19 protein-coding genes are annotated in these 19,077 nt (G+C 61.1%); 12 read left to right on the top strand and 7 right to left on the bottom strand.

Annotated features, from left to right (window positions below; genetic code table 11):
- The first annotated feature begins 40 nt into the window (after positions 1 to 40).
- From E0502_RS06090 to E0502_RS06070, 5 genes are read left to right on the top strand one after another with little or no spacing between them, the layout of a single operon-like run.
- On the top strand, positions 41 to 1,666 hold the full coding sequence (locus E0502_RS06090; protein WP_240048884.1) for a M23 family metallopeptidase: 1,626 nt from the start codon (positions 41 to 43) through the stop codon (positions 1,664 to 1,666).
- Between the two features lie 59 nt (positions 1,667 to 1,725).
- Positions 1,726 to 2,721, top strand: coding sequence for a porphobilinogen synthase (hemB, locus tag E0502_RS06085; RefSeq protein ID WP_137677015.1), 996 nt, complete (start codon positions 1,726 to 1,728; stop codon positions 2,719 to 2,721).
- 15 nt (positions 2,722 to 2,736) lie between these two features.
- The gene (locus E0502_RS06080; protein WP_137677014.1) at positions 2,737 to 3,297 is read left to right on the top strand and encodes a GNAT family N-acetyltransferase; all 561 of its coding nucleotides are present in this window, start codon (positions 2,737 to 2,739) and stop codon (positions 3,295 to 3,297) included.
- Positions 3,290 to 3,850 (top strand): GNAT family N-acetyltransferase, encoded by a 561-nt coding sequence (locus E0502_RS06075; RefSeq protein WP_137677013.1) that lies wholly within the window; start codon positions 3,290 to 3,292, stop codon positions 3,848 to 3,850. Before E0502_RS06080 ends, E0502_RS06075 begins: the two co-directional genes overlap by 8 nt.
- Positions 3,847 to 4,434 carry a gamma carbonic anhydrase family protein gene (locus E0502_RS06070; RefSeq protein ID WP_137677012.1) on the top strand — a complete coding sequence of 196 codons (588 nt, stop codon included), beginning with the start codon at positions 3,847 to 3,849 and terminating at the stop codon, positions 4,432 to 4,434. The genes E0502_RS06075 and E0502_RS06070 overlap by 4 nt, the downstream gene beginning before the upstream one ends.
- Positions 4,435 to 4,588: 154 nt before the next feature.
- On the opposite strand, the gene E0502_RS06065 is transcribed toward E0502_RS06070, so the two are convergent.
- From E0502_RS06065 to E0502_RS06045, 5 genes are all read right to left on the bottom strand, one after another.
- A complete protein-coding gene (locus tag E0502_RS06065) occupies positions 4,589 to 5,101 on the bottom strand; it encodes a DUF1993 family protein (RefSeq protein ID WP_240048883.1) in 513 nt (170 codons plus the stop codon).
- Positions 5,102 to 5,145: 44 nt separating this feature from the next.
- The gene (locus tag E0502_RS06060) at positions 5,146 to 6,741 is read right to left on the bottom strand and encodes a cisplatin damage response ATP-dependent DNA ligase (protein ID WP_137677011.1); all 1,596 of its coding nucleotides are present in this window, start codon (positions 6,739 to 6,741) and stop codon (positions 5,146 to 5,148) included.
- Positions 6,742 to 6,744: 3 nt separating this feature from the next.
- Positions 6,745 to 7,749 (bottom strand): ligase-associated DNA damage response exonuclease, encoded by a 1,005-nt coding sequence (locus E0502_RS06055; protein ID WP_192895928.1) that lies wholly within the window; start codon positions 7,747 to 7,749, stop codon positions 6,745 to 6,747.
- A gap of 72 nt (positions 7,750 to 7,821) precedes the next feature.
- Complete coding sequence (clpA, locus tag E0502_RS06050; RefSeq protein WP_137677009.1) at positions 7,822 to 10,212, bottom strand: ATP-dependent Clp protease ATP-binding subunit ClpA; 2,391 nt, start codon at positions 10,210 to 10,212, stop codon at positions 7,822 to 7,824.
- A gap of 140 nt (positions 10,213 to 10,352) precedes the next feature.
- The gene (locus E0502_RS06045) at positions 10,353 to 10,556 is read right to left on the bottom strand and encodes a DUF1192 domain-containing protein (RefSeq protein ID WP_137677008.1); all 204 of its coding nucleotides are present in this window, start codon (positions 10,554 to 10,556) and stop codon (positions 10,353 to 10,355) included.
- Between the two features lie 114 nt (positions 10,557 to 10,670).
- Between E0502_RS06045 and E0502_RS06040 the strand changes: the two genes are divergently transcribed.
- The 3 genes from E0502_RS06040 (at position 10,671) to E0502_RS06030 (ending at position 14,290) form a co-directional block, all read left to right on the top strand.
- The gene (locus E0502_RS06040) at positions 10,671 to 11,681 is read left to right on the top strand and encodes an NAD(P)H-quinone oxidoreductase (protein ID WP_240048882.1); all 1,011 of its coding nucleotides are present in this window, start codon (positions 10,671 to 10,673) and stop codon (positions 11,679 to 11,681) included.
- A gap of 124 nt (positions 11,682 to 11,805) precedes the next feature.
- A complete protein-coding gene (locus tag E0502_RS06035) occupies positions 11,806 to 12,516 on the top strand; it encodes a DUF1013 domain-containing protein (RefSeq protein WP_137677007.1) in 711 nt (236 codons plus the stop codon).
- Positions 12,517 to 12,628: 112 nt separating this feature from the next.
- Positions 12,629 to 14,290, top strand: coding sequence for a long-chain-fatty-acid--CoA ligase (locus E0502_RS06030; protein ID WP_137677006.1), 1,662 nt, complete (start codon positions 12,629 to 12,631; stop codon positions 14,288 to 14,290).
- Between the two features lie 72 nt (positions 14,291 to 14,362).
- Here the strand turns inward: E0502_RS06030 and E0502_RS06025 are convergent, their stop codons facing one another.
- Both E0502_RS06025 and E0502_RS06020 read right to left on the bottom strand, forming a co-directional pair.
- Positions 14,363 to 14,776, bottom strand: coding sequence for a bactofilin family protein (locus E0502_RS06025; RefSeq protein WP_192895927.1), 414 nt, complete (start codon positions 14,774 to 14,776; stop codon positions 14,363 to 14,365).
- A 4-nt stretch (positions 14,777 to 14,780) separates the two neighbouring features.
- A complete protein-coding gene (locus E0502_RS06020; RefSeq protein WP_240048881.1) occupies positions 14,781 to 15,944 on the bottom strand; it encodes a M23 family metallopeptidase in 1,164 nt (387 codons plus the stop codon).
- Positions 15,945 to 16,214: 270 nt separating this feature from the next.
- Here E0502_RS06020 and E0502_RS06015 point away from each other — a divergent pair, with 270 nt between their 5' ends.
- The 4 genes from E0502_RS06015 to E0502_RS06000 all read left to right on the top strand — a co-directional run bounded on the left by E0502_RS06015 (position 16,215) and on the right by E0502_RS06000 (position 19,054).
- Positions 16,215 to 16,862: a nicotinate-nucleotide adenylyltransferase gene (locus tag E0502_RS06015; RefSeq protein ID WP_137677004.1), complete on the top strand. Its 648-nt coding sequence runs from the start codon at positions 16,215 to 16,217 to the stop codon at positions 16,860 to 16,862.
- Between the two features lie 105 nt (positions 16,863 to 16,967).
- The gene (gene rsfS, locus E0502_RS06010) at positions 16,968 to 17,354 is read left to right on the top strand and encodes a ribosome silencing factor (RefSeq protein WP_137677555.1); all 387 of its coding nucleotides are present in this window, start codon (positions 16,968 to 16,970) and stop codon (positions 17,352 to 17,354) included.
- 61 nt (positions 17,355 to 17,415) lie between these two features.
- Positions 17,416 to 17,838, top strand: a complete 423-nt coding sequence (locus tag E0502_RS06005; RefSeq protein ID WP_137677003.1) for a 23S rRNA (pseudouridine(1915)-N(3))-methyltransferase RlmH — start codon at positions 17,416 to 17,418, stop codon at positions 17,836 to 17,838.
- 4 nt (positions 17,839 to 17,842) lie between these two features.
- Complete coding sequence (locus tag E0502_RS06000) at positions 17,843 to 19,054, top strand: murein hydrolase activator EnvC family protein (RefSeq protein ID WP_137677002.1); 1,212 nt, start codon at positions 17,843 to 17,845, stop codon at positions 19,052 to 19,054.
- The last annotated feature ends 23 nt before the right edge of the window (positions 19,055 to 19,077 follow it).

Here is a 19,077-nt window from a genome sequence, read left to right as displayed (position 1 = left end):
GTCGGGTCGCAAGTAAGAGCGGCCTTCTAAGGAGGGCGCGTTGTACAAACCGCGCGAAATCGATGAAGCCGGTGAGGCCGGGCAGGATAGCGATGCATCGTGGCGCACCGTTGCGCTCGCGCATTCGCAGATTGTCGATGATTCCAGACCAAGAACACTGCAACGGGCAGTCAGCCTGCGTGAACGATATGACGAGTGGCGCTTCACCGCGTCGGAGAAGCTGAGCCAGCTGGATCTCGCCCCCAGCCTGGCGGAATCGATCGGAAGTCGCCGCTGGTTCCGCGGCGTCGGGACATTTCTCGGCCTGTCTGCCTGTGCACTAGCGATGTGGCCCGATTTCTCTCCAGTCGAGGCGGCACCGGCGATGGAAATCGACAAGGCTGCGCAGGATGAATTTCGCAGCCAAATGATCATGCCGCTTGCGTTGGGTGCAGACAGCGGCCGCCAGATGGGCGCTACACCGGTGGTAGAGGAATTGGCCCGAGCCCCGGAACGGCCCGAAATCCAGCTGCTGGCAACACTGGCGCAGGGCGACAGTTTCAATCGGATGCTCCAGCGAGCCGGCGTCGGCTCTGCCGATGCGGCCCGAGTGACCGAACTGGTCGAACGCAGCGTATCGCTGCGCGACATTGAATCAGGCACGCAGGTTGAAATAACCTTGGGGCGGCGCCCCGCTCCGGGTGAAGCTCGCCCACTCGATGCGCTCAATTTCCGTGCCCGGTTCGATCTGCAGCTTGCGGTCGACCGGACCGGCGGGAATCTCGCACTGCGAAGGATTCCGATTCGGGTGGACGATACGCCGCTGCGGATACGCGGCACTGTCGGCAACAGCCTGTACCGTTCAGCCCGTGCCGCAGGCGCGCCCGCAAGCGCGGTCCAGCAATATCTCACGACCCTTGGGGAGCAGGTGAATATGGCGCGCGATGTTCGTGCGACCGACACATTCGACATCATCGTCTCGCATCGCCGCGCGGCAACGGGTGAGCGGCAGGCTGGGCAGTTGCTCTACGCAGGAATCGAAAGAGGCGGAAAACCCAGCACTCAGCTGATGCGCTGGGGCCAGGACGACAAATTCTATGAGGCATCCGGCGTGGGGGAACAACGCAGCGGACTGGTTCGGCCAGTTCCGGGCGCGGTAAGCTCGCGTTTCGGTATGCGTCGCCATCCCATTCTCGGTTATCGCCGGATGCATTCCGGGCTCGATTTCCGCGCTGGCTATGGCACGCCGATCGTTGCTGTTACTGAAGGTACCGTAAACGGCGCCGGGCGTATGGGTGGGTGCGGCAACGCCGTCCGCCTTAGTCACGGCGGAGGGCTGCAAACACGCTATTGCCACATGAGCCGTGTCGCTGTGCGCAATGGCCAGCGGGTAAGCCGCGGTCAGGTGATCGGCTACGTCGGCTCTACGGGGCTCTCTACCGGGGCGCATCTTCATTACGAGATGTATCGCAACGGGCGGGCGGTGGATCCGGCGAGCGTCCAGTTCGTTACTCGTGCGCAGTTGAGCGGCGACGAACTAAGGCGCTTCCGCGATGCATTGGCCAAACTGCGGACGGTTGAAGCCGGCGCGGCGCTCGACGAACTCGAGCAAACTCCGACCGAAACCCTTTCGCAAGAGCCGGTTCGTGAAATCGACAAGCTCGACCAGCCGCGCAAAGTCAGCTGAACACCGCCAGCTCTCTCGACGATTGAATGGACGCGTCAATTGCGGCACAGGTTCGCTTTATGACCGGAAGCTATCCCAATACCCGCCTGCGCCGCACCAGGGCGAGCGCGTGGAGCCGCTCGATGTATCGCGAGACCGTGATGACGCCGGCAGATCTTATCTGGCCTTTGTTTGTCACCGAGGGTTCGGGCATCGAAGAGCCAATCGGGACTTTGCCCGGCGTATCGCGCTGGTCGATCGACGGGATCGCCACCAAAGCAAAAGAGGCGGCCGCGCTTGGCATCCCCTGTATAGCGCTGTTTCCCAACACGCAGGCGGACCGCCGCTCGGACGATGGCAAAGAAGCCCTCAATCCGGACAATCTCATGTGTCGCGCGATCAAGGCGGTCCGCGATGCCTGCGGGTCGGGTATCGGTATTCTCACCGATGTCGCGCTCGATCCCTATACCAGCCACGGTCAGGACGGCTTGCTCGATAACACTGGCTATGTCGTCAATGACGATACCGTCGCAGTGCTGGTCGACCAATCGATAAATCAGGCGAATGCCGGGGCAGATATCATCGCCCCGTCGGACATGATGGACGGACGGGTGCGGGCGATCCGCATGGCGCTGGAGATGAACGACCACCCCAACGTCCAGATCATGGCCTACTCGGCGAAATATGCGTCGGCCTTTTACGGGCCGTTTCGCGATGCCGTGGGCAGCGGGGGGCTGCTCAAGGGCGACAAGAAAAGCTATCAGATGGATCCGGCCAACGGTGACGAAGCGATGAGCGAGATTGCTTTCGATATTGCCGAGGGAGCCGATAGCATCATGGTCAAGCCGGGACTGGCCTATCTCGACGTCATCTGGCGTGCAAAGCAGGCATTTTCCGTACCGGTCTTCGCCTATCAGGTCAGCGGCGAATATGCGCTGATCGAAGCGGGCGCGGCGGCCGGTGTGGGAGACCGCGATGAGCTGTTGATGGAAAAGCTGCTCGCCTTCAAGCGTGCTGGATGCAGTGGAGTGCTGACCTATCACGCGCCGGTCGCGGCACGCTTGCTCGGCGGCTGACCGTGGTTCGTGGTCATGGGAACTGACTTTCGCTTTGAAACGGACCGTCTGGTTCTGCGCGACTGGCGAGTAGACGACTGGGAGCCATTCTGGGCTGGGACCAACACACCCGAAGTCATGCGCTGGCTTGGCGGGGTATGCGATGCGGACAAGCGGTTGGCGGCGCAGGACAGATTGCTGTCATACAGGCGCGACCATGGCCACACCTTCTGGGCAATTGAACGAAAGAACGATGGTGCCATCATCGGCTTCTGCGGGCTGAAGCGCAGCAACCAGCAGGGTGGTCCGATGGGCATGATGGAAGTCGGCTGGCGCCTGCGCCAAGAGGCTTGGGGACAGGGTTATGCGAAAGAGTCTGCCGCAGCTTCGCTCGATCTCGCGTTTGGCCGGTTCGCTGCCGGCGAAGTCATTGCCTTGACGGTTCAACGCAATGCACCGAGCTGGGGCCTGATGAAGCGGCTGGGCATGAAGCGGCGCGAAGACCTGGACTTTTCCAACAGTGATTTCGACCCTGAAAACCCGGTGATCATCGTATATTCGATTGATCGCGCTATGTGGACAACGCAGAATGGCTGATATCATCTGCGAGACCGAACGGCTGATCCTGCGCACCATCGAAGAGGGCGATGCCGTATTGCAAGCTCGGCTGCTCAACACCCCACAGGTGATGGCCCGGCTCGGCGGTGTGAAAGAGCTGCATGAGATCGAAGCCAAGCACGCCAAATCCATGGCACTCTATGCGCAGGACGGCTTCAGCTTTCTGTTCATGATCGAGAAGGCAACCGGCGAGATGATCGGCCATTGCGGCTTGAAGCGGGTCGACAATCCTCTGGCCCGAAATCAGGGCGATCACGAGGTTGGCTGGCTGGTGCGCGAAGATCGTTGGCGGCAGGGTTATGCGGAAGAGGCCGTGCGTGCCGTGCTCGATTGGGCATTCGGGCGGATCGGAGCCCCGCATGTCGTCGCCTTGACGAGCCTGCGCAACCGCGCAAGCTGGAAGCTGATGGAAAAGCTCGGCATGACACGGCGAACCGACCTCGACTTTGATGACCCGGACTATCCATCTGAGGACCGAACGACGATCCTTTACAGCATCGCCGCCGAAGAGTGGCACAGGAGCCAGAAATGACAGTGAGCCGCCCCGGTGTGAATATCATTCCGATTCACGGCAAGACGCCGCAGATCCACGATAGCGCGTTCATTGCTCCCGGCTGCACGATCATCGGCGATGTCACCATCGGGGCCGACAGTTCAGTATGGTACAATTGCGTCCTGCGCGCCGATGTGAGCAGGATCGAGATCGGTGAGCGGTCGAACGTGCAGGACGGCAGTGTCCTGCATTGCGATCCGCCCCGTCCGGGTGATCCCGACGGGTCTCCGTTGATCATCGGCGATGATGTTTTGATCGGTCATATGGCGATGGTTCACGGCTGCAGGATCGAGGATCGCGGCTTTGTCGGGCTCGGAGCCATCGCAATGAACAATGCGGTCATCGGCAGCGACGCCATGCTGGCAGCGGGTGCGATGCTGACCGAAGGCAAGGTCATGGGCGCGCACGAACTGTGGGCCGGGCGACCTGCCAAACCGCTCAAGGGGCTGAGCGATACAGCCATTGCTGGAATGCGCTTGGGTGTGGCGCACTATGTCGAGAATGCGCGAGCCCACAGGACCGCGGTTGAAGCCGCGCTCGGCGAGGGCGCGGCAGCGGGTTGAAACGCCTGCCACCGAAGCAATCCAAAGGCGCAAAGACGCTCAAGGACTGGCTGGCGGTGCGGGTCAATCGGGTGCGCGGGATGAAAGCAACGGGAGCAAAGCTCGTGTTGTTGCGCCGCGCAACTTCGCGCCAAAAGCCGGCGTGATTCTTCGATCAGGCAGAAGCCGGTGCTTTGAGATGTCGCATCATGTATGACACGAAGTCGGCTTTGCCGAGTTCAAGACCCTGAACCCGCAGAATCGCGTAGAGGGTTGTGACGTGGAAATAGAACTGGGCGATGCTCCAGTCGCGAACATACTCTTCCGCTGACAGCGCAAACTCCATGCCGTTGGGTATATCGAATTCGACTGGCGCGTCGGCCGCTACGAAGCTTTCGGCGGTGGTGGAACTCACCGCGTCCTGGGCCTGCGCGACCATCGCTTTCGCATCGGCGAAGCTTTCGGGATCTTCCTCCTCGGGGGTTAGATCAGCACCGGCAAGGCGGTTGAGCGTGTTGAGCACCTGAAAGACCGCGATGCGCACCTGCGTGGCGAGTGGGAGCATGTCCGGCGCAAGCCGGGCGTCCAGCAGATCGGTGTTGCCGGACTTCTCGGCTTTATCGAGAAGATGCGCGAGCGTGCCAAGCATCTGGCCAAAAGTAGCTAACGTCGAATGGGCGTAGGACACGTGGCTCTCCTCAGTTTCTCATTGAAACCCGTACTAGTGGCGCGTCAGTCCCTGATCAATGCCCTGAGCGCATCGATCCTGTCGGCTTCGTGCGCCGGTTTATCCCAGCGGATGCGGTGGATACGCGGGAAACGCATGGCGAGGCCGGACTTGTGCCGCTTGCTCAGATGTACGCTGTCGAAGGCGACTTCGAACACCAGGCTCTTGTCGGTTTCGCGCACCGGACCGAAGCGGTTGACGGTGTTGCGCCGCACATGGCGGTCGATCTTCTTCAGCTCCTCGTCGGTGAAGCCCGAATAGGCTTTGCCCACCGGCAGCAACTCAGCGCCCGCATCGGGATCGCCGTCCCAGCAGCCGAAACTGTAGTCGGAATAGAAGCTCGACCGTTTGCCGCTGCCGCGCTGGGCATACATCAACACGCAGTCGATCAGCAGCGGATCGCGCTTCCACTTGTACCAGTATCCGACACGGCGCCCGGCAATATACGGGCTGTCCCGCCGCTTGAGCATCAACCCTTCGATGGCATCGTCACGCGTACCCTCGCGGATTTCAGCGAGATGGTCGAAATCCCGTGCTTCGACGAGCTGCGATAAGTCGAAATGGCTGTCTGGAAGCTCGGGGAGCAAGGTCTCAAGCCTTTCGCGCCGCTGGTTCCATGCCGCTTCGCGCAGGTCCTCGCCCTGCCATTGCAGCACATCGTAGAGGCGCACGAAAGCGGGGCTTTCAGCGAGCATCTTCTTCGAGACAGTCTTGCGGCCGAGCCGTTGCTGCAATGCATTGAAGCTGGCAGCGCCGCCTTTTTCACCCCCCTGGACCGCCCCGCGAACAAGCAATTCGCCATCGAGTATGCCAGGTACCCGAAAGGCATCGACCAGTTCGGGGAAGGTGGGCGAGATATCGTCGCCGGAGCGTGAATAGACCCGCGTTTCGCCGCCAGCGTGAACAAGCTGGACCCGGATGCCGTCCCATTTCCACTCTGCCGCATAGTCAGCGAGGTCGAGTTTGGCTTCCTCCAATGGATGGGCGAGCATGAATGGCCGGAATAGCGGCATATTCTCTGTATCCGGCGGATCCGCGTTGTCCGCAGCCCAAGCGAAAAGATCGGGATAGGGTGGTTCAAGCCCATGCCAGTACTCTTCGACCAGCTCGACCGGCACGTCGAAGGCCTGCGCGAATGCGACTTTGGCGAGCCGCGACGAGATGCCGATCCGCATGGCTCCAGTCGCCAGTTTCAGCAGCGCATAGCGGCCTGACGGGTCTAGCCGGTCGAGCAAGCGCGCCAGTTCGGCCGGTGCAGTGTTGCGATTGGTCGACGATAGTATCTCGACCACTTGTGTCACACTTGGGACTGCCGTCCCATCGCTTGCCGTGACAGGCCAGAGGAGGCTCGCGGTTTCCGCCGTGTCGCCGACGAAATCGCGGCTCAGCGTCCACAACACCGGGTCGATCCGGTCCTTCATCAAGTTGCGGATGGTGGAGGATTTGACGGCCGGGAAGTCGAGCCCGTCGGACAGAGCCGCGAGGGCCCATCCGCGATCGGGATCGGGCGTCGCTCGCAGATATTCTCCGATCAAACGCAGCTTTTCATTGCGGCCAGGCGTGTAGACGAGCGCATCGATGAGGGCGGCAAACGCTTCCACCGCTTAGTCATCCTCGTCATCGTAACCGACCAATGCGAGGGCGCGCGCGCGGCGTTGGTGGAGTTGGCACCAGCGCAGCAGCGCTTCCTCCCGGCCGTGGGTGATCCAGGTCTCGTGCGGATCAACCTCTTCGATCGTCGCGGTCAATTCACCCCAGTCGGCATGATCGGAAATGATCAGCGGCAGCTCGACGTTGCGTTGCCTCGCCCGTTGCCGGACGCGCATCCAGCCGCTCGCCATCGCTGTGATTGGCTCGGGCAAGCGCCGGCTCCAGCGATCATTCAGCGCAGATGGCGGGCAAACAACGATTGAGCCCCGCATATCGTCTTTCGCGTGATCGGACACGAGGCGCAGTTCGCCAAGATCGACCCCGTATTCCTCATACAGGCGGCACATCTTTTCCATCGCGCCGTGGAGATAGATGGGCCGGGTGTGGCCCGCACGGCGCAGCTCGGCAATTACGCGCTGCGCTTTGCCAAGCGCATAGGCTCCGACGAGCACACAGCGATCAGGCTGAGCTGCCAGCCGTTCGAGCATCTTGGCCATTTCGTCTTCAATTGGTGGATGGGTGAAGAGCGGCAGGCCGAAGGTCGCCTCCGTGATGAAGATGTCGCATGGAACCGCTTCGAACGGCGGGCAGGTGGGGTCATGGCGGCGCTTGTAATCGCCGGTTATCACAACTCTCTCGCCAGCATGTTCGAGCAGGATCTGCGCGCTACCCAGCACATGGCCAGCCGGGATGTATGTCGCGTCGACGCCGCCCGGCAATCGGATCGTCTCGCCGTAGGATACCGGCGTCGCACCATCCGCAGTTGCGTAGCGCAACTTCATGATCGCCAGTGTTTCGGGTGTGGCGACGGTCTTGCCATGTCCGCCCCGTGCGTGGTCGGCATGGCCATGAGTCACAAGTGCCGTGTCAACCGCGCGCGAGGGGTCGATCCAGCAATCGGCGGGGGCTACATATATCCCGTGCGGTTCGGGCTTGATCCAGGAAAAGGCAGCGGACATCACAGCTAGAATGAAAACGGGGCGCGAACCGTTCCCGGCGCGCGCCCCGCAAATGTGTTCAGCGACTTAGGATCAGTCTTTGTCCTTGCTCTCGCTCGCTTTCGGGTCAGCTGAATCCGACTTCGGACCAGGCTCTGATTTTTTTGCAGCGGGCTTTTTCTTCGCTGGTGGCTTGCGCTTAGGCTTCGCCTTGGGCGGAGAAGGCGAAATTTCGAAACTCGGCTTGCCGTCCTTCACGCTCACATGGACTTCGCCGCCGTCGGCCAGCTTTCCGAACAGCAACTCTTCGGCCAGCGGCTGCTTGATCTTTTCCTGAATCAGACGGGACATCGGCCGGGCGCCGTAAAGCTTGTCATATCCCTTGTCGCCAAGCCATTCGCGCGCTTCCTTGTCGAACTGGATGTGGACGTCTTGCTCGGCCAATTGCAATTCGAGCTGAAGGATGAATTTGTCGACCACGCGGGCGACGGTGCTCTTGCCGAGGTATCCGAAGGGCACGATCGCATCGAGCCGGTTGCGGAATTCCGGAGTGAACATGCGCTTCACCGCTTCTTCGCTCGCGTCTTCCTTGGACACGTCACCGAAACCGATGCCCTGGCTTGCCATGTCGGACGCGCCGGCATTGGTCGTCATGATCAGCACGACGTTGCGGAAGTCGACTGTCTTGCCGTGATGATCGGTCAGGCGGCCGTTATCCATCACCTGCAACAGGATGTTGAACAGGTCGGGATGCGCTTTCTCGATTTCGTCGAGCAGCAACACGCAATGCGGGTTCTGATCGATCGCATCGGTCAGCAATCCGCCCTGATCATAACCGACATAGCCCGGAGGGGCACCGATCAGGCGCGATACGCTGTGGCGTTCCATATATTCGGACATGTCGAACCGCTTGAGCTCGATCCCCATGATACTGGCCAGCTGGCGCGCGACTTCGGTCTTGCCGACACCCGTCGGGCCGCTGAACAGAAACGAGCCGATCGGCTTGTCCGGATCGCGCAGGCCTGCACGGGAAAGCTTCATCGCGGTCGAAATTTTGCGAACCGCAGGATCTTGACCGAAGACGACATGTTTGAGGTCGCGTTCGAGGTTCTCGAGCGCCTTCTTGTCATCCTTCGACACCGATTTCGGCGGGATGCGCGCCATTGTCGCGATAACCTGTTCGATCTCACGCGCGGTAATCTTTTTCTTGCGGCGGCTTGGAGGCACCAGCATTTGCATCGCGCCAACCTCGTCGATCACGTCGATCGCCTTGTCGGGCAGCTTTCGGTCGTTGATATAGCGCGCCGAAAGCTCGACTGCGGTTTTGAGCGCGTCAGGCGTGTACTTCACCTTGTGGTGATCTTCGAACGCGCTGCGCAGGCCCTTGAGTATCTTGACCGTATCTTCGATCGTCGGCTCGTTGACATCGATCTTCTGGAACCTGCGGAGCAGCGCGCGGTCTTTTTCGAAGTGGTTGCGGAATTCCTTGTAGGTGGTCGAGCCGATGCAGCGGATCGAGCCGTTTGAAAGCGCAGGCTTCAGCAGGTTGGAGGCATCCATAGCGCCGCCGCTTGTCGCGCCGGCACCGATCACCGTGTGGATTTCATCGATGAACAGTACCGCATCCGGCATGCCTTCGAGTTCATTCACGACCTGTTTGAGCCGTTCCTCGAAATCGCCGCGATAGCGCGTGCCTGCGAGCAGAGCGCCCATGTCGAGCGAGTAGATCACCGCATCCTTCAGGACGTCCGGCACTTCGCCTTCAACGATTTTGCGCGCCAGACCTTCTGCGATCGCGGTCTTCCCTACGCCCGGATCACCAACATAGAGCGGATTGTTCTTGCTCCGCCGGCAGAGAATCTGGACTGTGCGGTCCACCTCGGGCCCGCGGCCGATCAGCGGATCGATCTTGCCGTCTTGCGCGCGCTTGTTTAGATTGACCGTGAACTGGTCGAGCGCGGTTTCCTTCTTGCTGTCACCCTTATCGTTATCACCGGTCTGCGTCTCATCGGCACCCTGTGGCGGTTTCGATTCGAGCTGCTTCCCGCCCTTGCCGATGCCGTGGCTGATAAAGCTCACCGCATCGAGCCGGCTCATGTCCTGCTGTTGCAGAAAATAGACCGCGTAGCTGTCACGCTCGGAAAACAGCGCGACCAGCACGTTGGCACCGGTTACTGTGTCCTTGCCGCTCGACTGGACATGCAAAATCGCACGCTGGATGACTCGCTGGAAACCGGCGGTCGGCTGCGGATCGGCATCGTCTTCCGCTTTCAGAGCCTGGTATTCCTGATCGAGATACTGCTTCACTGCCTCGCCCAGCACATCCATCTCCACACCGCACGCGTTCATCACCTGCGCCGCGTCTTCATCTTCAATCAGAGCAAGCAGAAGATGCTCGAGCGTGGCATACTCGTGCCGCCGCTCGGCTGCATTCGACAGCGCGTTGTGGAGCGTTTTTTCGAGGTTTTGTGCAAAACTGGGCATTCAGCGGTCTTTCGTCGATGGGGACGGATATTCCCTCAATAAGGAATATGGGGAAACATGGTTAACGCGATCTAAACAGGCCGCATCGATTGGCATGTGTTCCATATAGGTCGGGGTCCGGCGATTTCGACCCCGGCACATCATGCAGAGGGCTTGCCGAACAGCGCGTCGGCTGCAGAGCGATGGGCGGAGGCTTTGTCGCGGTGCGCCTCGACGCGGCCGATCTCGGCCCTGAGCAGCGCGATCCGCTCGTCGAGCTCGTTCAGCGAATAGGGCGCAAGGTCTTCAAGTCCGAGCTTGCTCGCAGCGTCGCCCTTGGGGCGCGGCAGATCATCGAGTTCCATTGCGGGTAACTTCCGGCTTGTGCCGCTTGCTGTCAATCGCTGCGGTGTCTATCCCCCGCCAATCGTGCGCACCCTGTCGCACGGAGGCAACAAGCTTTCGCTCACGGAGGGCCAATGGCGCAAGAAATTCCCGAGAAAATGAAAGCGATCCACTTCGTCAGCCCGGGAGGGCCAGAGGTGCTGGCGCTGACCGAGGTTGACGTACCGCAACCGCGTGCAGGCGAAGTGTTGATCGAAGTTGCCTATGCCGGCGTCAACCGTCCCGATGTGATCCAGCGGCAGGGACATTACCCTGCGCCGCCAGGTGCTTCTCCGCTGCTCGGCCTCGAGGTGAGCGGCAAGGTGGTGTCGATCGGCGATGGAGTCGAGCCCGAATGGCTCAATCGGATCGTGTGCGCCCTGACGCCAGGCGGCGGTTATGCGCAATATTGCCGCACACCGGCCAGCCAATGCCTGCCGGTTGGCGATGCCATCCCGCTGGCGGAAGCGGCGGCCATTCCCGAAACGCTTTTCACCGTGTGGCACAACGTCTTTCAGCGCGGCTATGCGCGTCAGGGCGAGCGCTTGCTCGTGCATGGCGGCACCAGCGGCATCGGAACGATGGCGATCATGCTGGCCAAGGCTTTCGGTCTGGATGTGATCGTGACCTGCGGCAGCGACGCAAAATGCACGGCTGCGAAGAAATTCGGTGCGGACCACGCAATCAATTACCGCGAGACCGACTTCGTTGAAGAGATCGGGGCAATCACTGACGGGAATGGCGTGGAAATTGTGCTCGATATGGTTTCAGGCGACTACGTCCCGCGCAACCTCAAGTGTCTTGCTGAAGACGGGCGGCATGTGACCATCGCTGTGCTCGGCGGAATGACGGCACAGCTGAACATGGCGGTGATTATGAGCCGCCGTCTGACGCTGACCGGGTCGACGCTGCGCCCGCGAAGTGACGAATTCAAAGCGATGCTCTGCGCGGAAATCGAAGCAAATGCCTGGCCGTTATTCCTCGATGGCGAAGTGTGCCCCGTGATGGACCGGACTTATCCCTTGGCCGATGCATCCGGCGCACACGCCCGGATGGAAAAGGGAGAGCATATCGGAAAGATCATTCTCGAGGTCGGCGGCGGGTAGGGCGGATTGCGCGTGATGGCGTAAACGCTTGCCCATCGGGCGCAGATCGCCTAGATCATGGACTGCACGGCCGCTCCGCAAGGGGCGGCCCTTATATTTTGCACAAACGACAGGACACGCCATCATGGCCGACCAACCCAAGCCGCTGATGCCGCATGCGACCGCCACCTGGCTGGTCGACAACACCGGGCTGAGCTTCGAACAGATCGCAGAATTCTGCGGCCTGCACATCCTCGAAGTTCAGGCCATGGCCGATGATCTCGCCAGCAGCAAATACACCGGACGTGACCCGCTGCATTCGGGCGAGCTGACGCAGGCGGAAATCGAAAAGGGCGAGGCGGATCCGAGTTACGATCTGCAAATGCAGAAGGCCCCGGTCGAAGTTACCCGCACCAAGGGCCCGCGCTATACGCCGGTATCCAAGCGGCAGGACAAGCCGGACGGAATTGCCTGGGTCCTGCGCAACCATCCGGAAGTCTCAGACGCGCAGATTTCAAAGCTCATCGGCACGACCCGCAACACGATCAACGCAATCCGTGAACGCAGCCACTGGAACATTCAGAATATTCAAGCAAAAGACCCGGTCACACTGGGCCTTTGTTCGCAGCGCGAGCTTGACGCAGTCGTCGCAAAGGCTGCCAAGAAGGCGGGTCTCACTGAAGACGCAGACGCAGTTGCCTCCGATCAAGCCAGCGACAAGGATCGCCTGATCGAGGAATTGCGCGCTGAGCGCGATGCCAATGTAAAGGCGGCAGCGGAAGCGGTGCAGGAAGCCGAAGCTGCTGCGTGGCTCGAAGCCAAGCGGGCCGAGGAAGCCAGCGAAGGCGAAGCCTGAGGCAAAATAACGACGCAAATCATTACCGAATAAGGCGAAAAGGCGCTGCGGACCTCGAGTCCCGGCGCCTTTTTCCTTGCGCAATTACAGCGCGGCCTCCATCCATGCTGACATGGATGTCAGTAAATTGCCCTACCACCACCCGACAGCGTGGGACACGAAGTTCGAGCCTGAAACCCTGCCACAGATGTTCGCGAAAGCGGTCGCACGGCGAGGGGCGAAACCGCTGGCCTTTTTCATGGGGCGAAGCTTTTCCTACGACGATCTGCACACGGAAGCTCTGCGCTTCGCGAACGGGTTGGTAGCGCGCGGCATCGGCAAGGGCGATCGTGTGGGATTGTTCCTGCCCAACGTACCAGCCTATGTTTCTGCGTATTACGGGGCCATGATGGCCGGGGCGACGGTGGTGAACTTCTCGCCGCTCTATTCGGTCGACGAATTGGCGCATCAGGTCGCTGATTCGGGAACGCGGCTGCTCGTTACACTCGATGCGCCAGCGTTGTTGCCCACTGCGCTGGAAGTCCTCGATGCGTCCTCGCTCGAGCAGTTGGCAGTTACCCGCTTGTCGGACCAGTTGCCCACACTCAAGAGCTTTGCCTTTCGCTTGTTCAAGCGCAGCCAGATTGCAGCGATCCCCCAGCGCGGTGACGTGGCCATATGGGATGACTGGCTGGCAGGCGACACCGACGGCGATCTCCCTGCTATCGATACGCAGGATGTTGCGCTGCTTCAGTATACCGGCGGCACCACCGGGCGGCCCAAGGGAGCAATGCTGACGCACGCAAACCTGTCGGTCAACGCGCAGCAGGTCGCGGCAATCAACTCGTTCGAGAGCCCGGAGAATGATGTGATCATGGGCGCGCTGCCCATGTTCCACGTCTTCGCCAACACTGCCGTCCTCAATCATGCTGTGGTGACCGGTGCAGCCATTGCGATGGTCCCGCGCTTCGATACCGAGGACGTGCTCAAGACCATTGCGCGCACCGGACCGACCGGTTTTCCCGGCGTGCCGACGATGTTTCAGGCGATGGTCGATCACCCCTTGCTCCGGCAGACGGATCTCTCTTCGCTCAAAGTGTGCATTTCCGGCGGTGCACCGCTTGCCGCGCCATTGCGCGAAAAATGGGAAGAGCTGACCGGCGTGCGGCTGGTCGAAGGCTACGGCCTGACTGAAAGTTCAGGCGTAGTTTCCGCCAATCCGTATCAAGGGGTGCGTAAGCCCGGTTCGATTGGCCAGCTTGTGGCCAGAACGGAAATCATTCTGCTCGACAAGGAAAACCCGGAGAAACTTGCGCCGGAAGGTGAACCTGGAGAGCTGGCAATACACGGCCCGCAGATCATGCGCGGGTACTGGAATATGCCGGAGGCCTCGGCGGAGGTGTTCGTGCAGCGTGATGGCAAACAATGGCTTCGCACCGGGGATGTCGCGCAGCTCGATGAAGACGGGTTCCTGACCATCGTCGACCGGATCAAGGACATGATCGCTGTCGGGGGTTTCAAAGTGTTTCCCAGCCAGGTCGAAGCGGTGTTGGTCGAGCACCCAGCGATCAAGGAGGCATTGGTGATCGGCGTTCCGGACGATTACCTGGGCGAGACGCCGCGTGCCTATGTGACGCTCAATGAACCGGCCGAATCTTCCGGCTTGGCTGAATGGGCCAATGCGCGGCTCGGCAAGCATGAGCGCGTGTCCGACGTCGTGGTGCGCGAAGAGCTGCCAAAAACGATTATCGGCAAGCTCGATCGCAAGGCGCTGCGGGCCGAAGTGCTGACCTGACCCTTGGGCAAACAAAAAAGGCGCTGCATCCGCGGCGCCTTTTTCTCATACAGTTTTGTTGTTCGGTGTCAGTCAACCGGCAAGCGTCAACTTGGGTTCCTGCTCGCCGTCCTTGTCTTTCGGATCGGATGTAACCGGCGACCGGGCCGCTTCACTGCGACCAGGGACGCGATGGCTGAACCGGCCGTCGACTTCAGCGCCCTGTTCGATGGTTATCGAATCATAGTGGACATCGCCTTCGATCCGCGCGGATTTGAGTACGACGAGTTCGCGCGCCGCAATCGAGCCTTTGACTGTCCCGGCCAGCCGGGCGCTCTCAGCCTTGACGGCGCCTTCGATCGTGCTCGCCTCACCCTGGACAAGTGACGCACATTCGATGTCGCCGATGATCTTGCCATCGACATGCAGCTCTGTGGTTGCAGCGACATCGCCAGTAATGGTCACATCTGTACCGATTACAGAGAAAGTACCGTTGTTGCTTCCCATCGGCTTAGCTGCCGGCCTGCTTGCGCGGCCCTGCGGTTCGGGCTTCTTTGAGAACATTGGGGGCTTTCTCCAGGAAGGGGCGCGGATTGACCGCGCGATTGTTGATCCGCACTTCGAAGTGGAGGTGCGGCCCGGTCGAGCGACCGGTGCTGCCGATAGCGCCAATGACGTCACCTGCTGCGACATCCTGCCCCACTTTGGCGCTGAAACGCGACATATGCGCATAACGGGTCATCATCCCGTTACCGTGACTGATTTCCACAACATTGCCGTAGCCCGATTTGCGTCCGGCGAAGGAAACTTTGCCATGCGCTGCGGCATAGATCGGCGCGCCGGTCGGGCCTTTGAAATCGAGACCCGAGTGCATCGCGGCGCCGCGAGTAAAGGGGTCGCGGCGGTAGCCGAAGCCCGAAGAAATCGACGCCTGGCTCGCAGCCGGGATAACCTGTGGAATGCCGTCGAGCGAACGCTCGAGCGCGGCCATACGTGCAAGGCTCAGCCCGAGCCGTTCAAAGCGTGGATCAAGATCGCCATTGGCAGAGGATGCGAGCAGTTGCAGCGGGCCACCCATCGCCTCGCGATCGGCCGAACGCAACATGGTGTTGGGATCCAGCCCGAGTTCGCGAATCGCCTCGGCAGCGCGGGCCGAACGCCGGTCGGCAAAGCGTGTCAGTCGCTCGACAAACACCAGTTGCTGCGCTTCGATCTGCGCCAGTGCTGCCGCTTCGGGGATCAGCGCACTGACCTTGTCGACCGTTTCCTGTGCTTCAGTCGACGAATCCGACACGGTCTCGTCTTCGCGCACGTCATCGGGCAGGCTTTCGACCATGGCCTCGATGAATTCCTGACGCTTCTGCAAATCGGCAGCGACACTGCCAATCTCGTTCGAGTAGTCGTCGAACCGCTCTTCGGCGCTGGCGACTTTCGCTTCACGCTGAAGCAGCGACGCGCGTTCAGCCTCGGCGCTGTACTGCGACCAAGCCATCACTGCCATGGATATGGCCCATGCAAGCAAGGCTGCCGTTGCTATCGATGCAGCGACAATCTGGAGTTTCGAAGAGATTTTGATGAAGCGAACCTGACCCTGCGATCGCATGAAGAATTCGCGATCAGGAAACCAGTTCGCCAGGCGGTTGCTCCATCCGCCAGCTGTCCGAGTAGTGTTCAATGCGACCCCGCCAGTCTCGTTTTTTTATTTGTGGCGGGCGGCTAGCACGCAAAAACCAGCCCGTCGAATCTGGAGGGTGCGCGAACGGGCGAGTCGATGGACTCGCGGGACGAAGCGTTTTTCGCTTCTTTGCCCGCAACCTCTCAATGTCCTGACCGTTCGATAGGTTCCGGCGACGCTTACATTTTTTTCCATTGCTGGTAGGCTCGCCGCGGATATGTCGCTCCATCTGCAATTCATCATACGTTTCAATCAGAAGGCTGCCAGCTGATGCGCATCGGCCTGCTAGGTGGGAGCTTCAATCCGGCGCATGGCGGGCATCGGCGAATCAGTCTGTTTGCAATACAGGCCCTCGGGCTCGACGAAGTGTGGTGGATGGTCTCTCCGGGGAACCCGCTCAAGCCGCGCGCGGGCATGGCGCCGCTGATTGCGCGCGTGCACTCTGCGAGAGAGCAGGCCCGGCGCGCGCCGATTCGCGTGACCGCTATCGAAAGAGAGCTGGGCACGCGATACACTGTGAATACCCTGTCAGCGCTTCGCCGGAAGTATCCCAAACATGAATTCGTCTGGCTGATGGGGTCTGACAATCTCGCGCAATTCCATCAATGGAAACGCTGGCGAGACATAGCGCGTGCGATGCCGATTGCGGTGATTGCCAGACCGGGCTATGATCGCGCTGCTATTGCCGGCCCCGCAATGGCCTGGCTCGGGAAATATCGTGTTCCTGCCGCCAGATTTGCAAACCGGGGCAGATGGAGCGCGCCGACACTGGTGACCTTGCGTTTCGATCCCGACCCGCGTTCGGCGACGGTTATCCGTCGGTCCGACCCGGATTGGGCGTCGCGCATGCCAAACCAGCCACCGCGCGATCAGGTGACCCATCACCTTGTCGAAGCCGATCAGGTCGGCCCGGTTTGAATTGCCGGGCGAACCGTTTTGGCTTTTCCAGCCACACTGACAGGAGCACTGATCCCGCCTATGAACCAGGCGCCTACCCCAACTGCTGCCAACATTGCCGAAGGCATGACCGGAAGCACTGACGCCCCCGTAGTCGAAGCCGAACCCGGCTCGCTGCTGGCGCTCGTCCTCGAACAGCTTGACGACGATCAGGCGCAAGACGTGATTACTATCCCGCTCGCAGGCAAATCGAGCATTGCTGATTACATGGTGATCGCATCAGGCCGATCGACGCGGCAGGTGGCATCTATTGCGCAAAAACTGGCGGAAAAGGTCAAGCACGAGGGCTTTGGCCCGGCCCGGCTCGAAGGCTTGCCGACTGCCGACTGGGTGCTGATCGATGCGGGCGATGTTGTCGTGCACCTGTTCAGGCCTGAAGTGCGCAGTTTCTACAATCTCGAGCGTATGTGGGCTTTTGGTGATGCACCGCCGGTTGCTGCCGGCAGCGCTTGAAGCCTCCGGGGCGGAACTGGCGTGCATTCTCCCAAGCTGTAATGCGCGCTAGGCCCGGCTGATGTTGCTCCATGTGATCGCACGCGGGAAAATCGGTCGTTCGCCTGAGGCAGATTTGGTCGCGCGCTACAGGAAACGTCTGACCTGGCCGTTCAAACTCACGGAATTGCCCGAAGTTGGCGGCAGAGCCGGCCAACCCCAAACACCCGTTCGAACGATACTGCTCGACGAACGCGGGAAGGATCTTTCCTCCGCGCGTCTTGCTGAAACGCTCTCGCGCTGGCGGGACGACGGGGTGCGCGAAACGCGCTTTATCCTTGGCGCTGCGGACGGCCATTCGCCTGAGGATCGTGCAGAGGCCGACCTGCTGCTCGCATTCGGTTCGGCGACATGGCCGCACATGCTGGCGCGGGCGATGTTGCTGGAACAGCTCTATCGCGCAACTTCGATCCTTGCCGGGCATCCCTATCATCGGGCAGGGTAAGCAGATGTCTTCGCGCCTGCTCCTTGGACTTGCATTGCTGTCGCTTCCATTGGTTGGGACTGTCGCGATGGCGCAGCGTGAAGATGCGGCCGAAGACCCCGCGACGATTCGGGCAAGAATGCAGGCAGCGCAGCGCGAGGCCGCATCTGCTGACCGGCGCGGGCAACAGCTCGAAGCCGAGGCGCGCGAGGCAATCGAAGCCGCAGACAAGACTGCCCGAGATGCGGCTGCGCTAGCCGCTCGCATCCAGCAGGCTGAAGCCGGTATTGCGGCGGCTGAGGCGCGGCTGGCGCTTATCGGGCAGGAGCGTAGCGATTTGGACCGCAAGCTTGCCGAGCGGCGGGAGCCGCTGGTCAAGCTCACAGGCGCCTTGCAGAAACTGTCACGCAGGCCGCTGGCTCTGGCCGCTCTTCGCCCGGGTTCGTTGCGGGAAACCGTCTATCTTCGCGCGATTCTGGAAAGCACGATCCCGCAAATCCGCCAACGGACGGCCGCCTTGCGCGCAGAAATAGACCGCGGCCGCGCACTCGAACAGGAGGCGCAGCAGGCGCTGTCTGTTCTGCGCAAAACGGAAGGCGAGCTGGCTGACAGACGCAGACGGTTGGCAGCCATCGAGACGCGCCAACGGCTTGCTTCCCGGAAGGCAGGCGGCGATGCCGACCGCGAAGTCGAGCGCGCTCTGGCACTGGCGGAAGAAGCGCGCGACCTCGATGCGCTGGTCGAGCAACTCGATCAAGCCGGCAATTTGCGGCAGGAACTTGCGGCTCTGCCCGGACCGATCATGCGGCCAAACAACCCGCAAACTGCGGTGGCAGCGACACCAGCCTCGGTCGCAATGGCAACTGAAGCGGCGCGGCTTGCGTTCCAGCTGCCGGTATCGGGCAGGACAGTGTCGGGCTTTGGCGAAACCAGTAGCGGCGGCGTTCGCAACACTGGATTGACCCTCGCCCCGAGAGGGGGCGCGCAAGTGATCGCACCAGCGCCGGGGCGCGTCGCATTCGCCGGGCCCTATCGCGGCTATGAGCGGATCGTGATCATCGAACACGATGGCGGCCTGACGAGCCTGGTGACGGGCTTGGCACGTACCGATGTGACGGTGGGTGAGGAACTGGTCGGCGGAGCGCCGCTGGGCGTGGCCGGGCTCGACCGCCCGCAGGTGACGCTTGAGATCCGCCGCGACGGCGCACCGGTCAATCCGCTGGGTCTTTTGCGCTGAGCAAGCGGACTTTCGCTGAGCCG

Source organism: Parerythrobacter lutipelagi, assembly GCF_005434975.1.
In the GTDB taxonomy this organism is placed as follows: domain Bacteria; phylum Pseudomonadota; class Alphaproteobacteria; order Sphingomonadales; family Sphingomonadaceae; genus Parerythrobacter_A; species Parerythrobacter_A lutipelagi.
This window is presented reverse-complemented; position numbering and strand designations above follow the sequence as displayed.